Raw genomic sequence first — 1881 nt, 5'->3', positions numbered from 1 at the left:
ATATTGGACTTCACATACAGAAAGAGAACATACAGAGTGTTGTGTGTTCTTTTTTCTTGTTCTGAAGCAGGAAAAGATAAGGCAGCGTTACTTTGATGTGGATTGACATTGTAAATAAGAGAAGTTATAATTTCTTGTATATGAATATGCTCTTGCATATACTACTATCACCCTACATCATTTACATCATATTTTACATCATTTGCCCGCAAAGTGACTCAAAGTAGAGCAAAAATATGAAGTATGGGGGATAATTGGAATATGGAGAATTTAATAGTATTAACACCAGCTTGGTCGAGTATGAAAGAACCACAAAAAGGGTCCCCACAATGAAGTCCCTGGACGCTGATAAGAAAGCTTCCAAGACTTCCGAAGCAGCTCCGGCAGCTGCAGAAGTGAAAGCTGAGCCTGAAAAGATTGATTTTTCTAAGGTAAAGATTGAGCCTTTGTTTGAGGAAGCAGTTGATTTTGACACATTCAGCAAGTCAGATTTCCGTGCAGTAAAGGTTAAAGAGTGTGTTGCAGTACCGAAGTCAAAGAAACTGTTACAGTTTACGCTTGATGACGGAACAGGCACAGACAGAACCATTTTAAGCGGTATTCATAGCTTTTATGAGCCTGAAGAACTGGTTGGAAAGACGCTTATCGCTATCACAAATCTTCCACCGAGAGCTATGATGGGCATTGACTCTTGCGGTATGCTCCTCAGTGCTATCCACGAAGAAGAAGGCGAAGAAAAGCTCCATCTTCTGATGGTTGATGACCATATTCCAGCAGGTGCAAAGCTCTATTAAGATGATGTAAAGATGTACCGTTTTACCGAATAGACGGGACGTACTTCATTTGATAAAAAACTAAAAAAACAGCGATTTACATCAAACTTACATCATTTGATGCAGAAATCGGTGCAAGCAAGAAAAAATCGCATAATTAGTACAATGAGTGGGCAATTCCAATCGGGATTGCCCATTTTTTAAACAAACAAAAATACATATCGAAATTTACAGGAGAAATATATATGGTTGGAAGAATTTATCATGTAGGACTAACGGTTTCTGATTTGGAACGCTCAATTGCATTCTACAGAGATGTCCTTGGGCTTGAGTTTCAAGGAGAGATTTTTATGGAAGGCGAAGAAACAGATAAAATGTTTCGTAGAGTAAATTGCAAAGCAAGGGTCGCTTATTTGAATGGCTCCAAGGCTGTTGAAGCACCGCCAGTTGAGCTGATTCAGTTTGTAAACAACGAAGTAAAGAAAGTTCCCTCTGATTTGTTTACAACATCTATCTCGGAAGTATGTTTCTACACAGATGATATTGATTCTGCTTACAAACATCTCGTAGATAATAATGTGGAGTGCTTGTCTGAACCGCAGTATTTCGATTTTAGAGCAGATGGATTTGGGGAAAGTAGAGCTTTTTATTTTAGAGACCCGGATGGAATCATTCTTGAGATGATGCAGCCGCTTTAATGAAAAATGGTAAGTACAGGAAAGTGGCAACTTTCAGTTTGTCTGGTTGTCCTTTGAGAGGGGAGAAATCCTTTTCTCAAAGGGCTTTTTCTATTTATACGGATATTCGCAAACTACAAGACAAAGCTAAAACTTCATATATTCTAAGCACAAGGAGGCCCCGGTTTGGCTATGAATAACAGTTTAGCAGAAGTACATCCGGAACTTGTTTCGGAGTGGTCGGAGAAAAACTTACCGCTTGGGCAAATATGAAAAGAGGCTGAAGAATAATACCTTTGAAAATTACAAATATATGTACAATACTTTTGTGCGACCAGTGATTGGAAGTAAAAGAATATCAACGCTGAAGAAATCGGATATTAAGAAATACTACAATTATCTTGTTGATGAAAGAAATTTGAAGCCTTCAA

At 38.2% G+C, this 1881-nt stretch carries 1 protein-coding gene and 2 pseudogenes; all 3 read left to right on the top strand.

Annotated features, from left to right (window positions below; translation table 11 throughout):
• Positions 1-323: 323 nt before the first annotated feature.
• Positions 324-794, top strand: a pseudogene (locus NE638_RS17685) (lysine--tRNA ligase); the annotation flags it as partial.
• A 224-nt stretch (positions 795-1018) separates the two neighbouring features.
• Complete coding sequence (locus NE638_RS17680) at positions 1019-1471, top strand: VOC family protein (protein WP_015517515.1); 453 nt, start codon at positions 1019-1021, stop codon at positions 1469-1471.
• A 292-nt stretch (positions 1472-1763) separates the two neighbouring features.
• A pseudogene (locus NE638_RS18335) lies at positions 1764-1881 on the top strand (site-specific integrase); the annotation flags it as partial.

The sequence above is a fragment of the Blautia sp. MSK.18.38 genome (assembly GCF_024460535.1).
Lineage (GTDB): Bacteria > Bacillota > Clostridia > Lachnospirales > Lachnospiraceae > Blautia_A > Blautia_A fusiformis.
Note: the sequence above shows the minus strand (reverse complement) of the source record. Positions and strands in the feature narration are given on the sequence as shown.